This window comes from Trinickia sp., assembly GCF_035492435.1.
In the GTDB taxonomy this organism is placed as follows: domain Bacteria; phylum Pseudomonadota; class Gammaproteobacteria; order Burkholderiales; family Burkholderiaceae; genus Trinickia.
The window spans coordinates 1-19,043 of the sequence record NZ_DATJJF010000207.1; the positions used below are offsets into that span (position 1 = coordinate 1).

The 19,043-nt window shown below is 63.6% G+C and carries 16 protein-coding genes and 1 pseudogene; 12 read left to right on the forward strand and 5 right to left on the reverse strand.

Annotated features, from left to right (window positions below):
• The 11 genes and pseudogenes from VL598_RS14890 to VL598_RS14940 form a co-directional block, all read left to right on the forward strand.
• Window positions 1–300: pseudogene (locus VL598_RS14890) on the forward strand (hypothetical protein); the annotation flags it as partial.
• Window positions 301–315: 15 nt separating this feature from the next.
• Window positions 316–1,272 (forward strand): Flp pilus assembly protein CpaB, encoded by a 957-nt coding sequence (cpaB, locus tag VL598_RS14895; protein ID WP_325327503.1) that lies wholly within the window; start codon window positions 316–318, stop codon window positions 1,270–1,272.
• A 119-nt stretch (window positions 1,273–1,391) separates the two neighbouring features.
• The gene (locus tag VL598_RS14900) at window positions 1,392–2,708 is read left to right on the forward strand and encodes a type II and III secretion system protein family protein (protein WP_325327521.1); all 1,317 of its coding nucleotides are present in this window, start codon (window positions 1,392–1,394) and stop codon (window positions 2,706–2,708) included.
• A gap of 22 nt (window positions 2,709–2,730) precedes the next feature.
• Window positions 2,731–3,177 (forward strand): CpaD family pilus assembly lipoprotein, encoded by a 447-nt coding sequence (locus VL598_RS14905; protein WP_325327504.1) that lies wholly within the window; start codon window positions 2,731–2,733, stop codon window positions 3,175–3,177.
• A 14-nt stretch (window positions 3,178–3,191) separates the two neighbouring features.
• Window positions 3,192–4,415, forward strand: a complete 1,224-nt coding sequence (locus VL598_RS14910; protein WP_325327505.1) for an AAA family ATPase — start codon at window positions 3,192–3,194, stop codon at window positions 4,413–4,415.
• Window positions 4,415–5,941 (forward strand): CpaF family protein, encoded by a 1,527-nt coding sequence (locus VL598_RS14915; RefSeq protein WP_325327506.1) that lies wholly within the window; start codon window positions 4,415–4,417, stop codon window positions 5,939–5,941. Before VL598_RS14910 ends, VL598_RS14915 begins: the two co-directional genes overlap by 1 nt.
• Complete coding sequence (locus VL598_RS14920; protein WP_325327507.1) at window positions 5,938–6,921, forward strand: type II secretion system F family protein; 984 nt, start codon at window positions 5,938–5,940, stop codon at window positions 6,919–6,921. Before VL598_RS14915 ends, VL598_RS14920 begins: the two co-directional genes overlap by 4 nt.
• A complete protein-coding gene (locus VL598_RS14925) occupies window positions 6,921–7,865 on the forward strand; it encodes a type II secretion system F family protein (RefSeq protein ID WP_325327522.1) in 945 nt (314 codons plus the stop codon). The genes VL598_RS14920 and VL598_RS14925 overlap by 1 nt, the downstream gene beginning before the upstream one ends.
• Window positions 7,866–7,885: 20 nt before the next feature.
• On the forward strand, window positions 7,886–8,746 hold the full coding sequence (locus tag VL598_RS14930) for a tetratricopeptide repeat protein (protein ID WP_325327508.1): 861 nt from the start codon (window positions 7,886–7,888) through the stop codon (window positions 8,744–8,746).
• The gene (locus tag VL598_RS14935) at window positions 8,743–9,180 is read left to right on the forward strand and encodes a TadE/TadG family type IV pilus assembly protein (protein WP_325327509.1); all 438 of its coding nucleotides are present in this window, start codon (window positions 8,743–8,745) and stop codon (window positions 9,178–9,180) included. Before VL598_RS14930 ends, VL598_RS14935 begins: the two co-directional genes overlap by 4 nt.
• A 31-nt stretch (window positions 9,181–9,211) precedes the next feature.
• Window positions 9,212–10,273, forward strand: a complete 1,062-nt coding sequence (locus tag VL598_RS14940) for a pilus assembly protein TadG-related protein (RefSeq protein WP_325327523.1) — start codon at window positions 9,212–9,214, stop codon at window positions 10,271–10,273.
• 240 nt (window positions 10,274–10,513) lie between these two features.
• Here the strand turns inward: VL598_RS14940 and VL598_RS14945 are convergent, their stop codons facing one another.
• Genes VL598_RS14945 through VL598_RS14955 form a run of 3 tightly spaced genes read right to left on the reverse strand, consistent with a single transcriptional unit; the run spans window position 10,514 to window position 16,634 of the window.
• Window positions 10,514–12,040, reverse strand: coding sequence for an efflux transporter outer membrane subunit (locus VL598_RS14945; protein ID WP_414718727.1), 1,527 nt, complete (start codon window positions 12,038–12,040; stop codon window positions 10,514–10,516).
• Between the two features lies 1 nt (window position 12,041).
• Window positions 12,042–15,332, reverse strand: coding sequence for an efflux RND transporter permease subunit (locus VL598_RS14950; protein WP_325327510.1), 3,291 nt, complete (start codon window positions 15,330–15,332; stop codon window positions 12,042–12,044).
• An 18-nt stretch (window positions 15,333–15,350) separates the two neighbouring features.
• Window positions 15,351–16,634: an efflux RND transporter periplasmic adaptor subunit gene (locus tag VL598_RS14955; protein ID WP_325327511.1), complete on the reverse strand. Its 1,284-nt coding sequence runs from the start codon at window positions 16,632–16,634 to the stop codon at window positions 15,351–15,353.
• Between the two features lie 416 nt (window positions 16,635–17,050).
• On the opposite strand from VL598_RS14955, the gene VL598_RS14960 reads away from it, so the two are divergent.
• Window positions 17,051–17,698, forward strand: coding sequence for a TetR family transcriptional regulator (locus tag VL598_RS14960; protein ID WP_325327512.1), 648 nt, complete (start codon window positions 17,051–17,053; stop codon window positions 17,696–17,698).
• 62 nt (window positions 17,699–17,760) lie between these two features.
• Here VL598_RS14960 and VL598_RS14965 read toward each other — a convergent pair whose 3' ends face one another.
• The gene (locus tag VL598_RS14965) at window positions 17,761–18,534 is read right to left on the reverse strand and encodes an SRPBCC domain-containing protein (protein WP_325327513.1); all 774 of its coding nucleotides are present in this window, start codon (window positions 18,532–18,534) and stop codon (window positions 17,761–17,763) included.
• A gap of 28 nt (window positions 18,535–18,562) precedes the next feature.
• Window positions 18,563–18,925: a DUF427 domain-containing protein gene (locus VL598_RS14970; protein WP_325327514.1), complete on the reverse strand. Its 363-nt coding sequence runs from the start codon at window positions 18,923–18,925 to the stop codon at window positions 18,563–18,565.
• Between the last annotated feature and the right edge of the window lie 118 nt (window positions 18,926–19,043).

The following is a 19,043-nucleotide window of genomic DNA, read 5'->3' on the forward strand; positions in this document are numbered from 1 at the left end:
CCCACCTACGCGATAGGCGTGCTGCTCATAGTCTCGGTTTGCGGATCGTTCCTCGGATTGGCCATGCTCGCGCTCGGCCTCGTAGCCCGCAGCACAGCGCTGCGCGCAATGACGCAACGGCTGACCTGGGTCGAACCAAAACGGGGCGTGCCGTATGGCGTGGCGCTTGTCGTGGGCGGCACAGTCGCCGTCCTGTTGCAACCCGTCTATATCGCCGGTCGCCTCAGGCTGGCGTTCGACGGCCCTTCATCGCTTCATCAGATCGGGTTCGCGCTTTTCCATCATGCGCGGCTTGCGTAAGAGAGCATCGCCGCCATGCCAAACTTCATCAAGCTAGCCGCGCTGATCGCCGTCGCCGCGCTCGGCGCTTTTTTGATCCGCGCGCTGTTCGTGGCCGCATCGCACCCCGGCTCGCATCCCCCCGCAATGGCACGCGTGCGCGCCGCTGTCGACGACCTGCCGGACGGCCTGCTCTTACGCGATTCCGATCTGGTCTGGAAGGCGATACCGCGCAGCCAGGTGCCTCCCGGCGCGCTGGTCGAAGGCCAATCCGATGCCGGTGGCGACAACGATCTGAAGGGCGATCTGCTGCGGCACGCCGTGCACGCCGGCACGCCGCTCGGCCCCGCGGACGTGATTTCGCCGAACGCGCCAGGCTTCTTGGCCGCGGCGCTCAAGCCCGGCATGCGTGCCATTTCCGTCGCTGTCGACGATGTATCGGGCAACGCCGGCCTCATCGAGCCCGGCGACTACGTCGACGTGCTGCTCACGCAGCAAATGCGCAACGAAGCAGGTGTCACTGTGCCTCCGGCGCATAGGGTCGAATCCGAGACCGTCGCCGAGCGCGTGCGCGTGCTTGCCGTCGGGTCCGCATTCCGACGTCCCAAGGACGATGCCGCCGCGCCAAACACGAGCGCACGCACCGTCACATTTGAAGTCACACCGAGGAGCGCCCAGTCGATTACGGTCGCAGCGCATCTCGGGTCGCTCTCGCTTGCGCTGCGCAGCTTCGCCACGCGCGATCGGCACGCCTCCGACGTCGAAGACGTTGCACAACCGCGCTCACAGCCAATTTGGGCCGGCGACGTGTCACACGCGCTGCGCTCCGTCGCTCCTGCAGCCGGACCGGCGGGGAGAACGTCGACGCTTGCGCCGCAGGTCATCATTTATCGCGGCTCGAACGTCGTACAGGGCGGTGAGAAGTCTTCGGCAGGCGCCTCGACCGGCGCGGCGGGCATGCCGCCGCTGCCGCCCGGCGCACCCCCAGCATAGGATTTAGCATGGCACGCCTGATTCGCGCCCCTTCGTTCTCACACTTTGCCAGCCGTGAATCGCGCCGAGCGCGTTCGGTTTGGGACTTCTTTGCGGCATTCGTTGCCATCACTTTGCTCATGGGCCTCGGAACGCGTCCCGCCCTTGCGGCGGACGACGCCGACGTGCTTGCCGTGCCCGCCGGCAACGGCGTCATGGTCTCCCTGCCCGAGCCGGCTGTCGCGGTCTTCGTCGCGGACCCCGACGTCGCCGACGTGCAAGTGCCGACGCCGCGCTCGGTCTTCGTGCTGGGCAAAAAAGCAGGCACGACGACGCTTTACGCGCTCGGCGCGCGCAATCGGCAGATTCTAAGCAGGACGATCACGGTCTCGACGGATGCCGCCTCGATTCAACGGCTCATCGATGCGCGCTTTGCTCAATTCAACGTGAAGGTGACGAGCGCGCCCGGTTCGTTGATGGTGGAAGGCAACGTTCCGAGTGCAGCCGATGCCGATGCCATTGTCCAGACGCTGCAACCTTATCTGCACGACAAGGAGCAACTCGTGAACCGGCTTGCCATCGCGCATCAGGTCCAGGTGCTCTTGCGCGTGCGCATCAGTGAGGTCGATCGCAACATCACGCAGCAGCTCGGGATCAACTGGAGCGCGCTTAGCTCATCCGGAAACTTCGTCGGGGGACTTTTCAACGGCCGCCAGCTCTTCACCGGAAACACGTTCAACCTCTCGTCTACCGGTGCGTTCTCGTTACTCGGCGGCTACCACACGAACTCGATGTCGATCGATGGCGTGCTCGACGTGCTCGATCAAGAAGGGCTTCTGACGACGCTCGCCGAGCCGAATCTGACGGCGATGTCGGGCCAGTCGGCCAGCTTCCTCGCCGGTGGCGAGCTACCGATCCCCGTGCCACAAAGCGGCACAACGAGCACGATCACGATCGATTACAAACCGTACGGCGTTTCGCTCGATTTCACCCCGACCGTGCTCGCTGACAATCGCATCAGCCTCAAAGTCAAACCGGAAGTTAGCGAGATCGATCCGAGCAACAGCATCACGCTGAACTCGATCGTCGTTCCGGCGCTGACGGTGCGGCGGATGGAGACGACCGTCGAGCTCTCGAGCGGGCAAAGCTTCGCGATTGGCGGGCTCCTGCAGAGCCGCACAAGCGACGAGCTCTCCCAGTTGCCGGGCCTCGCAAGCCTGCCCGTGATCGGCAAGCTGTTCTCGTCGAAGAATTACCTCAACGACAAAACGGAAGTGGTGGTCACCGTCACGCCCTATATCGTCGCGCCCACGGGGCCGGGACAGCTGCGCGATGCGCTCGACAGCGTCATGCGCCCAAGCAGCGATATCGAGTATGCCGTGCAACACTCGCTCGGCATCGATCCGCTTAGCGGCCATTCGCCGCGCCTTGTCGGCGCCGCCGGCTTCATCTATTGACGACCGAAAGGGGAACCCTTTTATGAACGCACGGTTCGCCTCGATTGCCGCACTGCTCGCCAGCGCGGCAGGTGCCGGTCTCGCAGGCTGCATGTCCGCCGCCCCGCCGCTTTCCTTGCCCGACGCCTCCGTGATCGGCTTCACGCCGGGCGACGGCGGCCGCGCCATTCCCCCGTCATGCGAGGCGCTCAATCAGCCGTCCCATATGATCGACGCGGGCGAGGCCCGCCCCGGCGTTGCGTTTGGTTGCGCCACGTATTCGAATCTTGCGGCCATGATCGTGAACCCCGCCGATCTCGTCGAGCCGGTGCCCTACGCGGGCGCAGACGCTCCGCTCGCGGCCAGCGCCGTGCGCCGCTACGAAGAAGGACGCACGGCGCCGTTCAACTCGTCGGACTCCTCTTCATCGTCGAATTCCCCTTCGTCGTATTCCCCTTCGTCGCCGACGTCGTCGGCCGGTTCCCAGTAACGGAGACGCTGCGAATGGGTGCCTTGGAATCGAACGCTTTCAAACGCCGCGGCCGGCCCGCCGGCAACGAAACCCTCATTGCCATGGTGAGCGACGCCGGCAGCGAGGAAGTCGTGAATAACGTCGTGCTCGATCAGTCGATTGCGACAGCGCACGTCGCGCGCGGCACGCTCGACCATGCGATCGAGCTCATGAAGACGGTAAAGGAGCAGCCGCGCCACCTGATTGTGGACGTGTCGGACTTGGCGATGCCCATTTCCGAGCTCATGCGCCTCGCGGAAGTCGTGGATCCTTCTGTTGGCGTGGTCGTCGTCGGTGAGCGCAACGACGTCGGCCTGTATCGCAGCCTGCTGCAGATCGGCGTGCAGGACTATCTCGTCAAGCCGCTCACCGTCGAGCTCGTGCGGCGCGCAATTGCGTCCAACGATCCCCGCACCCCCGCGCGCCTGGGCAAGGCAATCAGCTTCGTGGGTGCACGAGGCGGCGTGGGCGTCACCACGATCGCCACGGCCCTCGCACAGCACCTCGCCAACGAAACGCGGCGCCGTGTCGCCTATGTCGACCTGGATCTCTACGGCGGCGCCGCGGCGTCCATGCTCGGCGTCGCGAGCCAGAACGGGCTCATCGAACTGTTGCAAAACACGCAGAGGCTCGACCAGCAACTGATCAATCAGGCCCTCGCCGCGCATGGCGACCGTCTTTTCGTGCTGGCGTCCGAGCTCCCGTACAACAACGACTTCGTTCTGCGCCCAGGCGCGCTGACGGAGCTCGTGGCCATACTGAAGCGCCATTTCCACTACGTGATCCTCGATTTGCCCCAACGGGCCGGGGCCCTCGTCGAGCAGGCCTTCGACGAGAGCGCGATGATCCACGTGGTGGCCGACCACTCGGTGTATTCGACACGCGAAGCCGCGCGTTTGTGCCACTTCGCGCAAGGGCGCAGTGTTGATCCCGCCATTGTCGTACTGTTGAACGCAGCGCGGCCGCCCGTCGAAGGCCGCGTCAACGAAGCGGACTTCGTGAGCGCGCTCGCGCGCGGCTCGGTCCATTCCTTTCCCCATGAACCTGGCACGCTCGCGCTCGCCGAGAACCTCGGCCGCGCAAACGCCGATCCGAAGCGCTCGGCGTTTGCGCGGTCGATCATTTCGCTTGCGAGTGCGATCACGGGCAGCGAAGCGCCAGCGCCGACATCCACACGGTGGTATGCGCGACTGCTGCCCAAACGGAGGGCGAGCTGATGTTCGGGCGACGCAGCATGCTCACCTCGAGCTCACCGACAGCCGAGGGGGAGACCGAAGAAACGCAATCGCCCCCGATGGACGAGAGATCGGTCGACAGATCCGCGGGCCAAGCGGCCAGCTCATTCCCGGACGAATCGCCCAACCCATCGGCCAGCCAATCCGCACCGCCAGCAAAGCCGGCGGCGGCGCGCGAGTTCTCCGCGGCACCGCCCTCGAACATGCCTGCCGGGACGGTATCGCCCGCCACGGACCGCCATGAAGCGCTGATCCGCTCGGAGACGTTCAAAACGATCCGCTCGGCCGTTTTCTCATCGATGAACATGTCGGCCGCACTCACGATGTCGCGCAACGAAGTGCGCGCAGGCATCGAGCAGATCGCCGCCGAGATGGTTGTGCGCGACCGCTTGACGCTCACGCTCGCTGAGCAGTCGCTCATCGTCGACGAGATTGTGAACGACATGTTCGGCATCGGCCCGATCGAGCGACTGCTCACCGACGAGGCCATCACCGACATCCTCGTGAACGGGCCCGATCAAGTGTATGTCGAGCGCGGCGGGAAGCTTGAGCTCACGCCACTCAAGTTTCGCGACAACGCACACGTCATCAATGTCGCTCAGCGAATCGCGGCGGCCATCGGACGGCGCGTCGACGAAAGCAGCCCGATGGTGGATGCGCGGCTTGCCGACGGCAGCCGTGTGAACGTCGTGCTCCCACCTATCGCGCTGCGCGGCGCGTCGATCTCGATCCGCAAGTTCGCCAAGCGAAACATCACGCTCGGACGCATGGCCCAGCAAGGCAACATCTCGCCCCCGATGGTCGACGTGCTGCGCATCGCGTCCGCGTGCCGGCTCAACATCGTGGTTTCGGGCGGCACGGGCTCGGGCAAGACGACACTGCTCAATGCGCTCTCGCGCTTCATCGACGAGAGCGAGCGCATCGTAACCATCGAAGACGCAGCCGAGCTTCAGTTGCAGCAACCGCACGTCGTCTCGCTCGAGACGCGGCCCGAGAACAGCGAGGGACTCGGCGGCGTGTCGCAGCGCGATCTCGTGCGCAACGCGCTGCGTATGCGTCCCGACCGCATCATCCTCGGCGAGACGCGCGGCACGGAGGCATTCGACGTACTGCAGGCAATGAATACGGGTCACGACGGTTCGATGACGACGGTCCACGCGAACACGCCGCGCGATGCAATCACGCGGCTCGAGAGCATGGTGATGATGGCCAACGGCAACTTGCCGCTGATGTCCATCCGCCGGCAGATCGCAAGCGCCGTCCATATGATCCTGCAGGTCGAGCGCATGCGCGACGGCGTGCGACGTATCACCCACGTCACAGAAATCGCGGGTATGGAGGGCGACGTCGTCATCACCCAGGACCTCTTCACATTCCGCTTCAACGCGAGCGCTTACGAAGAGCAAGTGCGGGGCGTGTTCGAAAGCTCGTCGCTACGGCCCGTCTTCGCGCAGCGTGCCGCCTATTACGGGCTGGAAGAGGCGCTGCTTGCGGCGATGCAGTCATGACACCGGCTGACGTCGTCGCTGCAGGCTCATTCTTCGCCATCGTCGTCGCGGGTCTCATCCTGCGCGCGCTGCGCCAAATCGCGAGAGAGCGTCCCGTGGCACGCATCAAAACGCGCGTCGCCACGATGCGCGATCCACGCCAAACCGGCAAACCCCAGCGCGACGACACGGAACAGCGCGAGCTCTTCCACTCGACGCGCCGCGCGGGCGACAAGGCTGTGTTGGCCGCATTCTCCCGCTGGCAGGAACACGTTCAGACCGTGGGAGGAAAGAGTGGCATGCGCACGATCGGGTTCGGCGCCGCCGCAGCGTTCGTCGCCTCATTTATCGGCGCATCGTTTCTATCCCTCGCTCCCGTGCTGAAAATCGCAGCCAGCATCGGCATCGCGCTTTTCGCCGTGCGTGGCGCCTATGTGTGGATGGTCGCCCGCTTTCGGCAACGCTTTTTGAACGTCTTTCCCGATACACTCGACCTCATTATTCGCGCCGTGCGCGCCGGCATCCCGGTCGTGCAAGCCATCTGCACGGCCGGCACTGAAAGCGAAGAGCCGGTGCGCGCAACGTTTCGCACCATGGGCGATGCGCTGCTTGTAGGTGCCGAGCTGAAGGACGTGCTCGAAGAGGCGGCGCGGCGCTTGCAGCTGGCCGATTTTTCGTTCTTCTCGGTCTGCCTGATCCTGCAGCGCGAAACAGGCGGCAATCTCGGCGATACGCTCGAGAACCTTGCAACGATCGTGCGCACGCGGCGCGATATCCGCGCAAAAAGCAAGGCACTCACAGCCGAGGGCCGCCTCGCCAGCAAGATGATCGCCTCGGTCCCATTCGCGATCATGGGCTTCATGTATGTCTCGAACCGCCCTTATCTCCAAGTGCTGACCACCACACACGCGGGCCACAAGGTACTTGTCGTGGCGGCCGTTTTGATGGTCGTCGGCCTCTTGATGATCCGCAAGATTTCGAACCTGGATACGTCGCGATGATGAACGCCGAGTTCTTGCGCAACGCCGCCCTACTCACCCTTTTGGCCCTCGCCACCCTTTGGCTCGTGTTGCGCGGTACGAGCACGCGCGCGCGTATCGCCCAGCGTGCGCGGCAAAGTGTGGCGCGTGCGTCGGCGGCTCACTCGCCCGCTTCGGTTGTCGACCAGAGCATGCCTCAGCGCCTCGCGAAGCGCGTGGCCTCGCTCGGCGAACGAATGCCCGTCGTGCAGGCCGAGCAGCGCGCCAAGCTCGCCACGCACTTGGCAAGCGCAGGCTTTCGCGATCGCCGCGCGATCGCCGTGGTCTCCGGGCTCAAGATCGTTGTCGGCGCGTGTCTCGCGTTCGGGGCCATCGTGATCGGCGGCCATCTACCGCAGCTTGGCCAGTTTTTTGCATTTCGCGTGCTGTTGATGGCAGGCGCCTTCTTCATCGGCATGATGCTGCCCGAGTATGCGATCGGCTTTATCGCTCGCGGGCGCCGCAAGGCCATTGCCGTTTCGCTGCCCGACGCACTTGATCTGCTCGTCATCTGCACGAATGCGGGCAACAGTCTGGTCGTCGCAATCAAGCGTGTCGCGGCCGAGCTGCAAACGATCTGCCCGCCGCTTGCCGATGAGCTCTCGGTGACAGCGGACGAGCTCAGCATCGGCGGCGACAGCGCACGAGCCCTCAACGCGATGGCCACTCGCGTCGGCTTGTCGTCGATGCGCGCGCTGGTCACGACGCTCGTCCAGTCGCAGAAGTACGGTACGCCGATCACGCAAGCGCTGCGCACGCTGTCGCGCACCGAGCGAGCGATGCAAATGGTCGCGCTCGAGGAAAAGGCCGCGAAGCTTGCGCCGAAGATGACACTTCCGATGATGCTGTTCATCATGCCGACCGTCGCGCTGATCGCAGCGGGGCCGGCTGTTATCCAGCTCGTGGCGGTATTTCGACATCATTAAGCCGAGGGATGAGAAACGAAATGAGGACGACTACCGCTTTCTCGCCGCGTGCGATCATGCTGGCCCTGGCCGCGCTCGTGAGCGGCTGCGCAAGCAACCACTTCGTAGCGCCGCAACCGGTGGCGGCAACGCGTGTTCCCGATACCGCAGCCGATCTGCGCATCGCCGAGCAGGCCCTCGAAGCCGGCGACACGGAGCTCGCCGTCTCGGTGTTCCAAAAGCTGCTGAAGACCGATCCGAAATCGACGACAGCACAACTCGGGTTGGGCGACGCGATGTACCAAACGGGCGATCTCGCGCGCGCAGGCGTTCTCTACGCCGGCGTTGCAGCAGCGGCGCCCGACGATGCGCGCGCGCAGCTCGGGCTGGCGCGCGTGGCGCTACGCGAACGCCGCCTTGACGAGTCCGTGGCGCGTTACCGCAAACTCGTCGCGACGCAGCCGGAAAACATGCAGGCGGCCGAGGGACTCGGCGCCGCGCTCGACCTGCAAAGCAAGCATGCCGAGGCGCAAGCCGTCTATCGGGCGGCCTTGCAACAACATCCTGAAGTGGAAGGCTTGAAGACCGATCTCGGCCTTTCACTCATTTTGTCCGGCAAGGCCCGGGAAGGCGCAAACCTGTTGCTCGACATTGCAGGCCTGCCCGACGCTCCGCCACAGGCTCGCGCCGATCTTGCGCTCGCCTACGGCGTGCTCGGCAACAAAGAGGCGGCCAAGCACATCCTCGTCGCCGACATGCCCGCCGACTCGGCAGAGAACGATTTGCAGTTCTACCAGCACCTGCGTGATCGGCTCGGCAGGCATCGCGAACGTGTCGGCAACTTGCCGAACGCGCAAGCGCTGCCGGCTGCGGGCAATCCCTCGAAGGGGACGATCCGATGAGAACATGCAAGCCGCTCGCCGCGAATCAGCGCGGCGTCGTCGCTCTCGAGTTCGTGCTCGTGCTTCCGTTTTTGCTGCTGTTGCTGTTCGGCATCATCGATACGAGCCTGCTGCTCTGCGACAAGGCGGTCATTACGAATGCCGCAGGTGAGGCGGCCCGCGCGGGCGTGGTGGTCCGCGCGCAACCGTACACACAAGATCAGATCCAAAGTGTCGCGCTTTCGTACACGGCGAACAACTTGGTCACGGGCGGCACAGCAACGACACCGACCGTGAGCGTCAATCCCACTGGAGGGTGCGCAACGGCCGGAAGCGGAGGCGCGCTTCAGGTGACAGTCAGCTACACCTATATAGGGCTCGTGCTCGGTTCGGCATTGAGTTCTCTCACCGGGCCCGTGACGGTTACCGCCGCCGCGGTGAAAAACTGTGAATGAAATCGAGATGATCACCGCGCGCCGTGCCGCAATGGCTCCCATCGACCTGCGCGTCACTCGCCGTCCGAGGTTCACGCACAGACTGGTTCGCGAGCGCGGAGCAGTCTCCCTATGGTTCCTGCTGACGTTGCCGGCTTTGCTGATGTTTGGTGCTTTCGCCGTCGATGTGCCGCGCGTCTTTGCCGTCACCGGAGAACTGCAGAACGCGGCAGACGCTGCGGCGCTGGCTGGCGCCACAGCGCTTTCAACGGGTACGAGTGGACCCAACTGGGCAGGGGCTGCGACGATGGCGACTGCTGCTATCCCTTTGAACGCGTCGGACGGCACAAAGCTCTCGAGCGGTACGGTACAGGCAGGATACTGGGACGTTGCTGCGTCAGCGCCTGCGGTCATAGCGCCGAGCACGGTCACGCTGCCTGCGCCTGACTCGGAAGTCCCAGCGGTACAGGTGACGATTTCACGCAGCGCCTCGACGAACGGCCTGGTTGGGCTGCTTCTCGGCGCGCTTCTGGGGCGGCCCACCACGGTGGACAGCGCAACGGCCGTCGCGATCGTCGCGCCGCCTTCCACCGTTCTGGCAGGCGGGCTCTTTCCGGTCGTCATGGATCAGTGCGTCTACGCTCAGTTCTGGGATTCGACCGCCAACCAACCCAAGATCGACCCGTCGACGAATCAGCCGTACGAATTCGAGATCGGCAACGGTCAGCAATATGGCTCGTCATGCGACGCCGGCCAATGGACGACCTTTCTGTCATCCTTTGACAATGTGCCCTCCGTTCTCGACTTGATCACCAATGGGAATCCGTCGCCGGTCTCGATCGGCGACAGCATTTGGCTCCAGCCCGGCGTGAAGGACACCATCTACAGCAGCGTGCCGACAGGTGTCACGGTGGTTGTGCCCGTCGCCAACCAGGTCGACGCCGACTCCTACGTTTCCGTCGTTGCGTTCGCCGCATTTCATATCGACGCCTCCTACGGCGGCAGCAGCAAGTACATCCAGGGACATTTTGTCGGCGGGTACACGTTGCCGACCCAGGCTTCGGGCGTCGGCCCGAACTACGGCGGCTACGTGGCGCCGCGGCTCGCGCTTTGATCTCGGCACGCGTACAGCAAGTCCAAACCGTCGGCGCAGTAAAGCCACCAGCGAGGTCCCTAGACGCGAAGTGCGCGGCGCAATGCGGCTACGAACACGGTGCAGAGACGGGCTTCCCAAGCCGAAAATCGACGCAAGGTGCCAGATGATCACCGCTCACGCGCGGCTCGCAACGCTCATCGCCGAGCGCACGGCCGCCGGTGAAAACACTCGCAATCCGCAAAACGAAACCCCCGCCGATTAACCTTGCGGCGCTGCCTGCGGCGAGGCGCCTTTCAAAGCGCGCATCGCGCGATAGTCAGTGTCCGCGTCAGCCGGCCGCGGCGCTTCACCCGTGTGCTGCAGCCACCCGCCGCCAAGCGCCACATAAAGGCCGACAAGATTCGTGAGCCGCGCCGCACGCGCGTTGATGAGTGACTGCTGCGCGGCATAAAGATTGGTCTGCGCGGTCAGCACACTCAGATAGCTGTCGACTCCGCTCTTGTAGCGCAGCGTGGAGAGATCGAAGGCGCGCTGCTCGGCAAACGTATTGCGTTCGAGGGCAGCAATCTGCGCATCATAGGTGCTGCGCGCGGCAAGCCCGTCAGCGACGTCACGAAACGCCGTCTGAATCGACTTCTGGTAGCTCGCGATCTGGATGTTCTTCTGAATGTGTGCAAAGTCGAGGTTGGCCACGTTCTGGCCGCCCTGAAAGATCGGCAGTGTGATCTGGGGCGTAAAGGCCCAAGCCGCCGATCCCGGCTTGAAAAGGCCGCCCAGCGTGAGGCTGGCCGTGCCGGCCGAGCCCGTCAGCACGACACTCGGAAAAAACGCGGCACGCGCCGCGCCAATGTTCGCATTCGCCGCGAGTAGCGACGCCTCGGCCTCCATGATGTCGGGACGCCTTGTCAGCAGATCGGACGGCAGCCCCGCCGGGATGTCCGCGAGAAGATCCTGAGCATCGAGCGTGCGGCCCGGCGGCAGATCGTCAGGCAGCGGCGTGCCGACGAGTAGCACCAGCGCGTTCTCGGCCTGCGCTCTTGCGCGCGCCTCCGCGTGCAGGTTCGCGCTCGCCTGCTCGAGGATCGTCTGCGCCTGCCGTAAATCGAGTTCCGAGCCCGTGCCGTTCGCAAATTGCAGCTCTGTGAGCTCGTACGACGCCTGTGCGGTCTTGAGCGTGCCTTCGGTCACTTTCAGCAAATCGTCGACAGCGAGCATCGTCAAATATTGAGCGGCCACTTGCGAGACAAGCGAGATCTCGGCCGCCTTGCGCGCCTCGGCCGTCGAGAAATACTGTTCGAGGGCCTGATCCTTCAGGCTGCGAATGCGGCCCCAGAAATCGATCTCCCACGACGCATTCAAACCGACCGTGTACTCTCGCGAGATTGTCTGGTTGAAAAACGACAAGTCCTTCGGCGTGCGCGTGACGTCCTCGGCTGCTGACGCCGTGATTGACGGGAAAAGCTGTGCGCGCACGATTTGATATTGCGCGCGCACCTGAGCGACGTTGAGCATCGCCACGCGCAAGTCCCGATTGTTGATGAGCGCGAGCTCGATGATGCGGGCAAGCCGCGGATCCGAGAAAAACTCGCGCCAGCCGATGTCGGCAGCGGCCAAGCCCCCTGCACTGCGCCCGGGCTCCGCGACCGGCTGCGTCGCGTAGATCCCCGAGCTCGGATAGGTGGCAGCCACCGATGTCGCCGGGCGCTCGTACTTCGGCTGGAACGAGCAGCCCGCGGCAAATAGCGAAACGGCGGCTACGATCGAGGCGTGGTTCCGTATTGGCATCCTAGTGTCCTTTGTGGCTCGAGCCACCACGACGGCCGGTTTCCCCCTCGCTCGCATCGTCATCGGGACCAGATTCACCATCGCCGGGGGGATCATCGTTGTTGTCGCCGTTGCCGCCGTTGACGGTGGACAACGACGACGCGTGATGCGCCTCGGCGAGACGCGCGCCGGCCTCGACATCCTGGGTATCGCCTGAGAACTTCGCGCGAATCACGACGAAGAACATCGGGATGAAGAAGATCGCGAGGAACGTGGCGGTCAGCATCCCGCCGATCACGCCCGTGCCGATCGCGTGCTGACTCGCCGAGCCCGCCCCGTTACTGATGGCTAGGGGGAACACGCCGAGAATGAACGCCAGCGAAGTCATGAGGATCGGGCGCAACCGCAGCCTTGCCGCCTCCATGGCCGCTTCGACTGCACCCATGCGCTCGGTGCGCTGCAGCTCGCGCGCGAACTCCACGATCAGAATCGCGTTCTTGGCCGAGAGACCGACCGTCGTCAACAGACCAACCTGGAAGAACACATCGTTTTCAAGGCTGCGCAGCGTGGCCGCCACCAGCGCGCCGACGACACCGAGCGGTACGACCATGATGACGGAGAACGGAATCGACCAGCTTTCATAAAGGGCCGCGAGGCAGAGGAAGACGACGAGGATCGAGACGCCATAGAGGATGGGCGCCTGCGAGCCCGACTGAAGCTCCTGCAGCGAAAGCCCCGTCCACGCATAGCCGATGCCGGCCGGCAATTGCGCCGCGATGTGCTCCATCGCCTTTATCGCCTGGCCCGTACTTTTGCCTTCCGCCGCCTGGCCCTGGATTTCGACGGCCGAGATGCCGTTGTAGCGCTCGAGTTTGGGCGAGCCGAAGGTCCAACTCCCCTCCGAAAACGACGTGAACGGCACCATCCCGCCCGTGCTGTTACGCACGTACCAGCGCGACATGTCCTCAGGCGACATCCGAAATGGCGCGTCGGCCTGAAGATAGACCTTCTTGATCCGGTTGTCGCGATCGAGAAAGTTATTCACGTACTGCGAGGCCCAGGCGATCGAGAACGTCTGGTCGATCGCCTGTGGTGTCACCCCCAACGCCTGCGCCTTCTCACGGTCGATGTCGATCTTGAACTGAGGTGTGTCGTTCAGGCCGTTCGGACGCACGAGTGCAAGCGTCTTGTCTTGCGCCGCCATGCCGAGCAACTGATCACGCGCGGCCATTAGCGCGTTGTGGCCCAAGCCGCCGTTGTCGGTCAGCTCGAAATCGAAGCCCGATGCGGTGCCAAGCTCGGGGATCGACGGCGGGTTGAACGGGATCACTAGCGCGTCCTTGTAGCCCCCATAGTGCATGAACATGCGCTGAATGATCGCTTGCACCTTCTGGTCCGCGTGCTGCCGCTGGGCGTAGTCCTTGAGACGCACGAAAACGAGCCCGGAGTTCTGCCCACGGCCGGCAAAGCTGAAACCGTTGACGGTGAACGCCGCGTCGACGACAGATTTCTCCTGCGTCAGCAGGTAATCGGAGATGTCGGCGAGCGTCTTGCCTGTCGTCTCCTGAGTCGCGCCCGTAGGCGTGCGCACAAGGACGAACAGGTACCCCTGATCTTCGTCGGGCAAAAACGACTTCGGCAGCCGCGCGAACAGCATGCCGATTGCAACGATCAGAACGATATAGATGAGGAGCCAGCGGCCGGAGCGGCGGATAACGTGGTGCACGCCTTTGTGATACTTGTCTCGACTTCGGTTGAACGTGCGGTTGAACCAGCCGAAAAAACCGGTCTTTTCGTCATGATGGCCTTTCGGGATCGGCTTCAAGATGGTCGCGCACAACGCGGGCGTCAGGATCAGCGCGACCAGCACCGAAAGCGTCATCGCCGAGACGATCGTGAGCGAGAACTGCCGGTAAATTGCGCCAACGGAGCCGCCCGAGAGCGCCACGGGGACGAACACCGCGGAGAGCACGAGCGCGACGCCAACGAGCGCGCCCGTGATCTGCCCCATCGCCTTGCGTGTCGCCTCGCGCGGCGAAAGCCCCTCTTCGGCCATCACGCGCTCCACGTTCTCGACGACCACGATGGCATCGTCGACGAGCAGGCCGATCGCAAGCACGAGGCCGAACATCGAGAGCACGTTGATCGAGAACCCGACCACACTCATGATCGCGAAAGTCCCCAGCAGCACCACGGGCACGGCGATCGTCGGGATCAGCGTCGCACGCAAATTCTGCAGGAACAGATACATCACGAGGAAAACGAGCACGATGCCTTCGAGCAGCGTCTTGATCACTTCCTCGATGGACAGGCGCACGAACGGGGTCGTGTCGTAGGGGTATTTCACCGCGAGGCCATGCGGGAAATACCTCGAGAGCTGATCGATCTTCGCGCGCACGGCCTTCGCCGTCTGCAACGCGTTGGCACCCGTCGCGAGCTGGATGCCCATGCCGGCCGCGGGCTGGCCGTTGTACCTCGTGTCGACGTTGTAGTTCTCGCCGCCCAGTTCAATGCGCGCGACGTCCTTGATGCGCACCTGCGAACCATCCGGATTGACCTTGAGCAACACGTTGCCGAATTCTTCAGGCGTGCGCAAAAGAGTCTGCTCGGTGATTGTCGCCTGCAGCATCTGCCCCGGCACGGCCGGCGTGCCGCCAAGCTGACCCGCCGCGATCTGCACATTCTGGTTTAGCACCGCGTTGCTCACATCGACAGGCGTAAGCCCGAAGTTGGTGAGCTTTGACGGATCGAGCCAGATCCGCATTGCGTACTGCGTGCCGAAAAGCGACAAGATGCCGACGCCGTCGACCCGGCTGACCGGATCCTGAATGTTCGACGCCACGTAGTTCGCGATGTCGTACTTGCTCATGCTGCCGTCTTCGGAGACGAACGCAAGCACAAGCAAAAAGCTGCTGCTCGACTTCGTCACCTTGATGCCGAGCTGTTGCACGACACTGGGCAAAAGCGGCTCCGCCAGCGAAAGCTTGTTTTGCACCTGCACCTGCGCGATATCGGGGTTCGTACCGGCGCCGAAGGTCAACGTGATCGTGGCAGTACCGGAATCGTCGCTGGTCGACGACAAGTACAACAGGTGGTCGAGCCCGCTCATTTGTTGCTCGATGACCTGCGTTACGGTGTTCTCGACGGTCGTCGCCGAGGCGCCCGGGTAGTTCGCGCTGATCTGGATCGAGGGCGGAGCGATGGTCGGGTATTGCGCAATCGGCAGATTGAAGATCGACGCAACGCCGGCGAGCATCAAGATGATGGCGATCACCCACGCGAAGATCGGACGATCGATGAAGAACTTGGCCATGGAACGGGACTCCCGTGGTTACGCGCCCGACGCCGCATTCGCCCCGGAAGCAGTCCCGCGCCCCGGAGAAGGTCCCCTTGAGGGATTGGGGGCCGGCACAGACGCCGCGAGACCCGCCGCTCCATGGGAAGCACCCGAAGCGGCACTGGAAGCAGCCCCCAAGGCGGTGATTTGTGCCGGCACAGCCTTCACCGTCATGCCGGGACGCACCTTCTCCGTGCCTTGCACGATCACGCGATCGCCCGGCTGCAACCCACCCTCGACAATCCAGTCGGCCCCTTGCATACCCGTGGTCACGAGCGTGTGCGGCACGACCTTGTCGTCGGCCCCTACCACGAGGGCAATCGCCTGGCCCTTTTGGTCATGCGTGACGCCAACTTGTGGAACGAGCATCGCACTTTCGTTGATACCCTGCTCGATGCGCGCGCGAACGAACATGCCCGGAAGCAACACGCGGCCGGGGTTCGGGAAGGTTGCGCGCACCGTGACTGACCCTGTCGACTGATCGACGGTCACGTCGGTGAACTGCAGCGTGCCCGGCAACGGGTACACGCTTCCATCCTCCAGAATCAGCGACACCTTCGCGGCATTCGGGCCACTCGTCTTCACGCGTCCTGTCTGAATGTCGCGACGTAGCCGCAGACCCTCGAGGCTCGACTGCGTAACGTCGACATACACCTGATCAATTTGCTGAATCGTGTCCATCAGGGTCGCCTGGCTAGCCTGCACATAGGCGCCGGGCGTTACCTGCGATACACCGGTGCGGCCGCTGATGGGCGCCACGACGTCCGTGTAGCCGAGATTGATTTGCGCCGTCTGAACCGCCGCCCTGCCCGATTCGACATCGGCCACCCCTTGGCCTTGCGCGGCCACCGCGTTGTCGTAATCCTGTTTGCTGACAGCGTTCGCGGCAACAAGCACTTTAAAGCGGCTGGCCTGCGCGGTGGTCCTCGCGAGATCCGCCTGGGCCTTGGCGAGTGTTGCCTTCGCGCTGTTGAGCGCGGCGATGTAGGGTGCCGGATCGATCTTGTAGAGGCGCTGGCCAGCCTTGACTTCGCTGCCCTCGATGAAATCGCGCGAGAGCACAATGCCGTCGACGCGCGCGCGCACCTGCGCGACGAGGTACGCGCTCGTTCTGCCCGGCAACTCCGTCACCACGGGTACGGCGCTCGTTTTGGTTTCGACAACACCGACCTCCGGCGTCTGCTGCTCTGACGTCGACGGCTTTTGCCCGCACGCCGCAACGATCAGCGCAGTTATCGCAATACAGATGAGACGCAGAGAAACCGGTTCGACACGCATGGAGCAACCCCTGGGTCAATAACTGGCAAAAGGTAGGCCTGCGGCGCCTCATCCGCGAAGGCACGCGGCGCCCTCACGTCGCAGGAAAGCTTGATGAGCGCCGACAGGCGAAACGGCTTTCGTGCCTGGCGAAGCACCTGCCGCAACCGCCGAGCGCGCGTTCGTGAGAACGGCGTCAAGCGAGCCAGTCCGCAGCTTGCCGCGGGACGCGTGAGCGTCGGTCGGGGCTACCGGGATCCAGCTTGAAACACGCAAACGTAGCGCCTATTTTATATACATTCGTTAATGTAGGTAAAAGGTTTCGATTGCGTGATTTCCAATAATCTGACGATATATCGTGGGCGCCACGTCGTCAGGTGTTTAGCGCCTATCCCTGACATCGAACGTCAACGAGTCCCGCATACGGGGCACGCAACATGGTCAGAAGAACCAAGGAAGAAGCCCTTGAAACACGCAACCGCATTCTCGATGCGGCCGAGCAAGTCTTCTACGACAAAGGCGTTTCCCGCACCTCGCTGGCCGATATCGCAGCCCAAGCAGGCGTGACGCGCGGCGCGATCTACTGGCACTTCGCGAACAAGGGGGATGTTTTCACGGCGATGTTCGATCGCGTCTTGCTGCCGCTCGACGAGTTGCTCGAAGGTGACGAAGATCCGGCCAATCCGCTCGCCCGGCTGGCCGAGGTCTTGAAATGGTGTCTGCGCGCATCCTCAACCGATCTGCGCCGCCGTCGCGTGTTCGACATCCTCTTTCTCAAATGTGAATTCGTCGACGACATGGGGCCGGTAAAGGCGCGCCATCAAACGACCATGGAGGAAGGTGTCGGCAAAATCGAGGGCGATTTGCAGCGCGCAATCGCAAAGGGCCAGTTGCCGGCCGATCTCGATTCGCGGCGCGCGGCCCTCTTTTTACACGCGTTCATCGGCGGCTTTTTGCGCGACTCGCTGATGCTGCCGCCGTCAATCGACCTCCCCTGCCACCTCGAACCGTTCATCGACGCGTGCTTTGACATGCTGCGCACAAGCCCCGCGCTGCGTCGCCCCACGGGCAAGCAGGCGACCTGAGCGAGCGCGCGGCAGCGATGCGCGACGTAGCGAACGCAAATGCACCGTGCGCAGTTTGCCGCTCACTGCGGATTGATCTGATCGAGGAGGTAAAGCAGCGCGACCCCCGCCATGACGGCAGCCACCCATATCAACAGCGGCACGCCGGTCACGGGCTGCCGATCTGGCTTTGGCGCCCCTCGTGTGCCCATGAGCATGTCGCCGGCACCGCGGGCGGTTTCCTCGAGCGCATCGTGCGAGACGCCCTTGCGTGCGAGCCCTGCGGCATCGATCGGGCGCAGAAACACCTGTTGACGCCGCATCGCGCCCGAGCTGGCACGGTTAGGCGCCTTGCCGTACTTCGCAAGAAGCACCGCGGAAAACTCGGCGAAGAAGTCGTCGACGAGCGTGTAGAGCGCGCTCTCTGCTTGTCCGGCGGGCAGCTCGGCAAGCGGCCCATCAAGCGTCGCCCAGATGGCGTACTGGATGCGGGTGCCGTATCCGGCAACGTCGCGGCGCTCATCGCCATGCAGCACGTCTTGTTGGAGTTCGATATCGATGTGGCCGCGCAAGGAGCCTACGCCCGCCGCCGACGCTTTGAACTCGAGTTGACGGCAAAGCGCAGCGCCGCCGAGCGCCGTCGGCTCCTTTTCGCGATGCGTCACGTGCATGCGCACCGCGTAACGCGCGCGCAACGGGCCGACGGGCACGGTCAGCACCAGGGCATATTCACCGCTCGGCTGCAGCGCAAACGATTCGCAGTGCTCGAGGCTAGCCCGCACCAGCGCGCTGTCGGCAAACGCTGCCGCGACGACGGCGGGGTCAAGGGGAATGCACAGTGCATCGGTCAGCTCCATCGTGATATCCCCTTGGTGCCCGTGGCAACTACGACGTCTGAAAAATGCGGTCGACACGCGACGCATAGAAAGCCAGGTAGGCCTTTATTTGCCCCACCTGCTCGAGAGGATCTTCATAGCTCCAAGCAGCATTCTCGACGAGGCCATTGTCTTCGGTGCGCAGATGAAAATGGCACGCCGCACCCTTGAAAGGACAGTGCGTCGTGTAGTCCGAACGCTCCAGTCTCGCCATGTTGACGTCTTTGCGCGGAAAGTAGAACACCTCCGGAAGCCCGGCTTCCCGGAGGGTGACCCCCTGCACGGTATCGGCGATCGTGATGCCGCCGTGAATCACGCGCAACCGGTGGGAATTCGGCTCGATTTCGATACGGTGAACATTGGCATGGGTCATGGCAATTCCCTGGTAGCCATCATGCGGCCGCCCGCCAATTGCCAATGTCCGTAGAAGACAAAAAGCCACGGGCAGGCCGCCCGTGGCTTATATTATCGACCAAAGCTTGGCCGAAGCG